Origin of the sequence: Empedobacter sp. UBA3475, assembly GCF_002378465.1 — a bacterium.
Lineage (GTDB): Bacteria > Bacteroidota > Bacteroidia > Flavobacteriales > Weeksellaceae > Empedobacter > Empedobacter falsenii_B.
Genome location: NZ_DFRA01000043.1, coordinates 59,371 through 66,426, shown reverse-complemented (window position 1 = coordinate 66,426; position 7,056 = coordinate 59,371). Strand labels below are relative to the sequence as shown.

Genomic DNA, 7,056 nt, shown 5'->3' with positions numbered 1-7,056 from the left:
CGAGGATATGACGTACCCACAGTAGCAGACGAAAAAGGAAATGGTGTTCTTCCTTACCCAACCGCTATAAAAAAAGCTGATGACGCCTGATTAAGTTAAGTGTTTAACATTTAATCAGGTAGTTTATGCAGACAAAACAAAAAAAATCATTCAGCAAAAAAATCAATTTACAACTTTGGTCGTTGTTTAGACGTTATCCAACTATTCCTTACATCCTCAAATGGACATTCATTTGCTTATTTATCGGACTTTGTGTTGGTAGTGCTTCCGCAGGTTTTCTTCAATCATTGGATTGGGTTACGAATTATCGGGAAAATCATTTATGGTTAATTGCATTGTTGCCTATTGGTGGTTTTTTCATTGGCTTACTTTATTATTATTTGGGCAAAGACATTAAACCAGGAAACAATTTACTTCTTGATACCATTCACGACCCTAAACAAATTATTCCCTTCCGTATGGCTCCGTTTGTTTATATCGGAACCGTGGTAACACATTTATTCGGTGGTTCGGCAGGGCGTGAGGGAACAGCTCTACAAATGGCGGGTGCAATTGCCGACCAATTCAGTAAACCTTTCCGACTTTCTGAAAGCGAGCGAAAAATTTTAATCATTTCAGCCATTTCCGCAGGTTTTGGGTCTGTATTTGGTACACCATTGGCAGGTGCAATTTTCGGTTTAGAAGTGTTTTTAATCGGACGATTAAAATACGATGCTATTTTTCCCGCATTTGCAGCCGCTATTTTCGCAGACTTAGTTACGAAACTTTGGCAAACACACCATACTCATTACTACATCAATTTTGTTCCCGACATCTCTTTTTTAAATATCATTTACGCAATCATTGCAGGAATTATTTTTGGATTATGCTCAGCAACATTTAGTAAAACAATACATAAGGCAAGTTCTATTTTCAAATCAAAAATTGAGTATCCACCTTTCCGACCTTTGATAGGCGGTGTTATTGTTGCTCTTGCAGTTTGGGCAATAGGCACAACAAAATACATTGGCTTAGGTATTCCTACAATTGTTCAGTCCTTTGAAGAACAATTACCTATGTATGATTTTGCCTTGAAAATGATTTTTACCATCATCACATTGGCAGCAAGTTTTAAAGGTGGAGAAGTTACTCCACTGTTTTTCATTGGGGCAACTTTAGGTAACGCATTAAGTTATTTCATTCCATTGCCAACAGCACTTTTAGCAGGAATGGGATTTGTTGCCGTTTTTGCAGGAGCAACGAATACGCCATTAGCTTGTAGCATTATGGCAATTGAACTTTTTGGTGCTGATTGCGGAGTGTATGTTGCAATTGCTTGTGTAGTTGCATATTTAGTTTCAGGACATAACAGCATTTACAACAAACAAATGGTTGGCGAACCAAAGCACAAAAGATTTTCGAACCACGAAGGAAAAAGATTAAATGAACTTTAAAATTGTGAATATGAATACAAACAATATAAACGTAATGAGAATTTATTTTGGCTACGGACAAACAGTCAAAGGACAATCTTTATGGCAACGACTTTGGAGCAACAATTTGGGACAATTACTTTTAAAGAAAGCGAAAGAAATGAATATTGAACAAGCCAATATTTTTATTGCAAAAGCTGGTTATTTAGACAACGATAAGATAAGTTTCAATATTTCAGAAATTCCATCTAAAAAAAATCCAGTTTGCCTTGAACTTGTGGACACTGCCGAAAAATTAAAAAATTTTATAGGGCAAAATAGAAAAGAGCTAAACGAAACAAATGTTATTCTACTAAATAATGAATGTTTTAAGATTGACCAATAAAAAAAGGACTTATAAAGCCTGTTGAACCCTTTGATAAACTCAGGATAGGCTGAAAAAAATTGTATCAAGAATAGAATTTTATCTTCAAAAACCTTTTTCTCGATACAAAATTCTTTCAGAATTCCACTCGAAATGACAGGTTTATTGATAAAATTAAAACGGGTTCATAAATTATAAAATAACATTATAACATGTAAACAAACATTATTTAATACCCATCGAGCATTATTCGACAAGATTAATTTTTAGCTTATTACTATTTCTATTTCTATTAAACATAAATTATTTAGATATTGAATAGTGGTTAAAGTTGTAATTTTGGCTAAAATTATGGTTTTAAAACCACCGAAAGTTTTGGCACAATTTCGGTCTAATCATAAACTGATCACAGAGCTGAGAGAATAAGGTTTCGATTCTTTTTCTATATTTTTTGAACGCATAAAATTGTGGTTTATACTCTTTTTGATTAGCTTTTTTAGGTGTTTCTTTACATTAACTTCTTTTTTGTCACTCCTCTACACAAACTTATATTGAATAATACTTAAACTACTCGATAATATCATGGAGAAAAAGTTACACTATTGAACAATTTTCTTATTTTTTTATAAAATTCTAAGCACGTGAACAACGAAGAAGAACAAACCAAAAATTTATAACTAACTTTGAGGTCTCAATTATGAGACCTTTTTATTTAAGAAAAATCAATGCAAAATATAAAATTAATCGTGACAGATATGGACGGAACTCTGTTACGTTCTAATCATTCGTTAAGTCCAGAATTCAATAAAATTTACGAAGAATTAAAAGAAAACAACATCACATTTGTACCTGCAAGTGGTCGTCAATATTATAGTATCATTTCTTATTTTGAAAATATAAAAGATGAATTGGCAATTATTGCTGAAAACGGAACCTATGTTACCTATAAAGGTGAAGAAATTTTTGTTGACGAATTGGATTGGTCTGTTGTAAAAGAAATCGTAGAAGAAGTGCGTAAAATAGAAGGCGCAAATATTGTTTTGGCTGGTAAAAATGCAGCTTATGTGGAATCGAAAGATGAAACTTTTTTAGAATATTTTAAAAATTATTATGACAAAAATATTTGGGTTGATGATTTAACTAAAATCGAAAATGAACAATTCATTAAAATTGCAGTAAATCACGCTGATGGAACAGAATTTAATGTATTTCCAAAATTAGTTGATTTTGAAAAATATGGATTAAAAGTTGTGGTTTCTGGAGAAGTATGGTTAGATGTAATGAACAAAAAATCGAACAAAGGAGTTGCATTACAAGCTTTGATGAATAAATTGGATATTTCTTCTGAAGAAATCATTGTTTTTGGGGATTTTATGAATGATTTGGAGATGTTACATTTGGCAAAATATAGTTTTGCAATGGAAAATGCGCATCCAAATGTAAAAGAAGTGGCAAATTTTAAAGCGCCTTCTAACGATGAAGATGGTGTAATTCAAGTTATTAAGCAATATTTACAACAATTAAAAACCGTAAACACTTAATAATCTGATAAATAACATCAATCATTTAACATTTCAAATCAGATTAAATTATTAATTTCGCACAAAACCTAAACAATCAATGTTAGCTATCAACAAACATCTAAAAAGCTTTCTTGCAATTGGAACTTTACTTTTTGTTTTTTCTTGTAAAAACGAAAATAATCCTATTCAAAATCAAACAACAACTTCTTCTGAACCAAAAGAAATTTTGCAGAATGATGTTGATTCTATTTATACGGTAAAAGTTGACTCTTCAGTTTTGAAATTAGATACTATTGCAAAAGAAGAAAGGAAAAATCCTATTGATTCGACAAAACAATATGTTTACCTAACTTTTGACGATGGTCCATATAAAGGAAGTAAAAATATCAATAAAATATTAACCGAAGAAAATGTAAAAGGAACGGTTTTCTTAGTTGGTTTTAATGCTTTTACGAAAGATTTGAAACAACATGTAGAAGATTATAAAGCCAATCCAAATATAGAAATTGCTAACCATACTTTTTCGCATGCGCGTAACAAATACAAAGCTTTTTACAGTGTTCCAGAAAATGTTTATGAAGATATTCGCAAAAATGAGGTGGTATTAGACATACATTCTCGTTGGGTTCGTTTACCTGCACGTAATACATGGCGTTTGAACAAACGCAAAAAAGACGATCCAGTAAAAAATGCAATTCCAGCAGCTGATTTATTGGCTAAAAATCAATACTATATCTATGGCTGGGATTATGAATGGGAAAGAAGTGGAAAAAAATCTGCTACACATCAGCTTTCTTCGCCTGAAAAAATTTACGAAGGAATTGTACATCGTTTGGATCAAAATAAAACATTCGAAAAAAATCATTTGGTAATTTTAATGCACGATGATATGTTTAATGAAGATTATAATGCAGAAAAATTAAGACAATTAATTGTTTTATTGAAACGTAATCCGAAAATTGTTATTGAAGGAATTTCTGGATACCCTACCAGGATTAGCTAGATAAAATATTAAGATAAAAAAATCCACTTCAGATGAAGTGGATTTTTTTATTAAATAAACTCTATCGTTGTTTCTATTTCGTGACCTTTTTCTAACACTTTGTGTACAGGACAAGAATTTGCAACTTTCAATAATCTTGTTTGTTGTTTCTCATCAAAATCACCTTCTATAATGACATGACGTTGAAAAGTAATTGGCTCAGTTGTAATCATATCAAAATTGACATCTACCTCAACTTTTTTGTAAGCAAATTCTTTGTGATTCATATACATTTGCAATGTAATCGAAGTACAAGAAGCCAATGCAGCTCCCAATAATTCGCTTGGTTTTGCAGCTGTATCCAAACCTCCTTTATCTAAAGGTTCATCTACATTAAATTCGTGTTTCCCAGCTTTAATATTCGAAATATAATTTTTATCTGTCGAAGTTGATGTTACATTAATATCACTCATTATCAATTTATTTTTCGTTTTCTTTTATTTTAGATTTTTGTTGAACTTGCGGAATCGGAACGTAATCGTCATCTCCAGGAACTTTAGGAAAACGATGATTAATCCAATTTTCCTTCGCCGTTTCAATCGTTTCTCTTGAAGAACTTACAAAATTCCAAAAGATAAAATGTTCTTCCGGTAATTCTTCTCCTCCAAAAATATAAACGGTAGAACCAGCCGTAATTTCGAACTCACACAAAGTAGCTTCTTTCGCAACTAATAATTGTTTTGTTCCGTATGTCTCTCCTCCATCTTTGATAGAACCTTCTAATACATACAAAGCAGATTCTCCATACAAATCTTTACCTAAAGAAACTTTGAAATCATTTTTAGCTTTAATCTCAATAAAATATAAAGGAGAATAAACAGGCACGCCAGAAGTATGTTCACCAAACTTACCAGCAATCAATCTATAATCTGCATTTTTGTCTGACCAATTTGGTAATTTATCTGCTTCAACGTGAACAAAACTTGGCTCCATATTTTCAAATTCTTTTGGCAAAGCCACCCAAATTTGTAAACCATGCAATGTTTTTTCAGTTGTTCGTAAATATTCGGGAGTTCGTTCAGAATGCACAACACCTTTACCTGCAGTCATCCAATTCACAGCTCCAGGCTTAATTTCTAATTCAGTTCCCAAACTATCGCGATGCATAATTGCACCTTCGAACAAATACGTCAAAGTAGACAAACCAATATGCGGATGTGGACCTACATCAAGATTTTGATAATCTTTCAGCTTTGTTGGTCCCATATGGTCGATAAATACAAATGGCCCGACATGTCTTTTCTGACGAAAAGGCAATAATCTACCCACTAAAAAGTTGCCAATATCAGCCGCTTTCTCTTCTAAAATTAATCCAACATTAGACATATAGTATACGTTTTTATTTCATGTAAAGTTCGTTTTAATCCTGCCTTTAAAACTTGATTTAAGTTAACAAATAAAAAAAGGTTAGCCAATAGCTAACCTCTTTTATAACTTTATATTAACGATTTTAATAATCGTAACTGTTTTGAGTTTCTCCTCCAAAGTTCCACGCAATACCAAAACGTAATGTATTTTCTAAAGCATTATTTGTATTTGACATTGGAATTAAGTAAGAAGCATTAAATGCAAAAGCATTGTATTTAAGCCCTAAACCTAATGTTAAATGCTGACGATCTCCTTTCATTGGGCTTTCATGGAAATAACCTGCACGGATAAACAACGCATCGTTGTAAGAATACTCTGCACCAACTGAATACGTAATTTCTTTTAATTCTTCGCTTCCTCCTCCTGGTGCATCACCAAAAGAACTAAAGATACCTTCCATTACACCTTTATTTGGGATATCTCTTACGATATTATATCTAGTGTTTCCTTTGTTATCTGTAATTTCTTCAATTCTTACATCCGGTGTTGGTACTAATAATTTAGAAAACTCTGTTGTGATACCTACTTTATTGTAATCATCAAATTTGAAATCATACCCAACTCCTAAACGTAATGTTGTTGGTAAATAAGATGCATTCTTTTCTGAATTTGAATAATCTAATTTTGGTCCAATATTAGAAATTTGGAAACCTCCACGTAATTTACCTTCAAAATTATTTGTATCCATTGTTTCTGATTGGTAATAACCAGCTAAATCTACCGCGAAAGTATTAGCTGCTTGAACTGTAGCATCATTTACTCCATTATTTAAGTCTGAACGAATAAAACGACCTGTAACTGCCATCGAATAATTATCTGTTAAACGTAAACCATACGATAAGTCAATAGAGAATTCATTTGGTTTTGCCATACCTGTAGGTACCACATCATCGCCTACTAATTCATTCAGATCTATCTCCCCCATATTAAAATAGTAGATACTTGCACCTAATGTACTGCGTTCATCTTGACCTAAAAATGTATAGTAAGAGGCATTTAATAAGAAAACATCATTTGTCAACGAACTCATATACGGTGTATAAGTGAACGCTACTCCAGAGTAATCTGGTGCAAAAGCAAATTTAGCAGCATTCCAATATTGTGAATAATTATCCGCAGAAGTTGCTACCCCTTGATCTCCTAAACCTCCTGCTCGAGCATCTGGAGAGATTCTTAAGAAAGGAGCTCCTGTTAAAATTGGATTCGGTAATTTTAATTCTTCTTTTAATGCGTTTTCTGCATCAGGTAGATTGTCAAATGATTGAGCAAAAGTAAATCCTGATGCTAAAATCAATAAGCTTGTGGTAATTTTTTTCATTCGTGTTATATTGATTATATTTTTATTTT

General features: G+C 32.2%; 7 protein-coding genes, 1 pseudogene and 1 riboswitch. Of the genes and pseudogenes, 4 read left to right on the top strand and 4 right to left on the bottom strand.

Annotation, left to right across the window (positions count from 1 at the left end):
* Nucleotides 1-27 precede the first annotated feature (27 nt).
* A riboswitch (Fluoride riboswitch) is annotated at nucleotides 28-96 on the top strand.
* Between the two features lie 29 nt (nucleotides 97-125).
* Nucleotides 126-1,433, top strand: coding sequence for a voltage-gated chloride channel family protein (locus B3I31_RS10115; protein WP_219034981.1), 1,308 nt, complete (start codon nucleotides 126-128; stop codon nucleotides 1,431-1,433).
* Nucleotides 1,434-1,467: 34 nt separating this feature from the next.
* A complete protein-coding gene (locus tag B3I31_RS10110) occupies nucleotides 1,468-1,797 on the top strand; it encodes a DUF190 domain-containing protein (protein ID WP_219034982.1) in 330 nt (109 codons plus the stop codon).
* A 225-nt stretch (nucleotides 1,798-2,022) separates the two neighbouring features.
* On the opposite strand, the pseudogene B3I31_RS10105 reads toward B3I31_RS10110, so the two are convergent.
* Nucleotides 2,023-2,283, bottom strand: a pseudogene (locus tag B3I31_RS10105) (transposase); the annotation flags it as partial.
* 218 nt (nucleotides 2,284-2,501) lie between these two features.
* Here B3I31_RS10105 and B3I31_RS10100 point away from each other — a divergent pair.
* Complete coding sequence (locus tag B3I31_RS10100) at nucleotides 2,502-3,317, top strand: HAD family hydrolase (RefSeq protein ID WP_286495788.1); 816 nt, start codon at nucleotides 2,502-2,504, stop codon at nucleotides 3,315-3,317.
* A gap of 79 nt (nucleotides 3,318-3,396) precedes the next feature.
* Nucleotides 3,397-4,302 (top strand): polysaccharide deacetylase family protein, encoded by a 906-nt coding sequence (locus B3I31_RS10095; RefSeq protein ID WP_291087976.1) that lies wholly within the window; start codon nucleotides 3,397-3,399, stop codon nucleotides 4,300-4,302.
* Between the two features lie 50 nt (nucleotides 4,303-4,352).
* Here B3I31_RS10095 and B3I31_RS10090 read toward each other — a convergent pair whose 3' ends face one another.
* The 3 genes from B3I31_RS10090 to porV all read right to left on the bottom strand — a co-directional run bounded on the left by B3I31_RS10090 (nucleotide 4,353) and on the right by porV (nucleotide 7,027).
* Nucleotides 4,353-4,754 (bottom strand): OsmC family protein, encoded by a 402-nt coding sequence (locus B3I31_RS10090; protein ID WP_221855955.1) that lies wholly within the window; start codon nucleotides 4,752-4,754, stop codon nucleotides 4,353-4,355.
* A 7-nt stretch (nucleotides 4,755-4,761) separates the two neighbouring features.
* Nucleotides 4,762-5,667, bottom strand: a complete 906-nt coding sequence (locus B3I31_RS10085) for a pirin family protein (protein WP_291087973.1) — start codon at nucleotides 5,665-5,667, stop codon at nucleotides 4,762-4,764.
* 124 nt (nucleotides 5,668-5,791) lie between these two features.
* Nucleotides 5,792-7,027: a type IX secretion system outer membrane channel protein PorV gene (gene porV, locus B3I31_RS10080; protein ID WP_291060708.1), complete on the bottom strand. Its 1,236-nt coding sequence runs from the start codon at nucleotides 7,025-7,027 to the stop codon at nucleotides 5,792-5,794.
* Nucleotides 7,028-7,056: the final 29 nt, after the last annotated feature.